Source organism: Streptomyces sp. NH27 (genome assembly GCF_056859195.1).
In genome coordinates this window covers 1-255 of sequence record NZ_JACEGK010001137.1, presented here as the reverse complement: position 1 = coordinate 255, position 255 = coordinate 1, and the positions used below count along the sequence as shown (strand labels likewise).

The following is a 255-nucleotide window of genomic DNA, read 5'->3' as shown; positions in this document are numbered from 1 at the left end:
ACCAGGCCCGGTAGAGCCGCACCTGGTAGTGGTCCAGACCGCACTCTCCCTTCGCGGTCTGGAAGCACTCCTCCACCGCCCACCTCGCGGCAGCCACTTTGACCAGGTCTTTCAGTCGGGAGGCGACCGGGCCGTAGCAGACGTAGTAGGCGATCTCGCTCGGGTCGTTGACGCTGCGTCGGGCCAGCACCCAGTGCCCGAAGCCGTTCTCCCAGTACGGGCGGATCGCGACACGCGCCCAGTCGTAGATCCGCT

Annotated in this window: 1 pseudogene; it reads right to left on the bottom strand. The window is 67.1% G+C overall.

Annotated elements, in window-relative coordinates:
• A pseudogene (locus tag AC13HU_RS38395) lies at positions 1–255 on the bottom strand (IS701 family transposase); the annotation flags it as partial.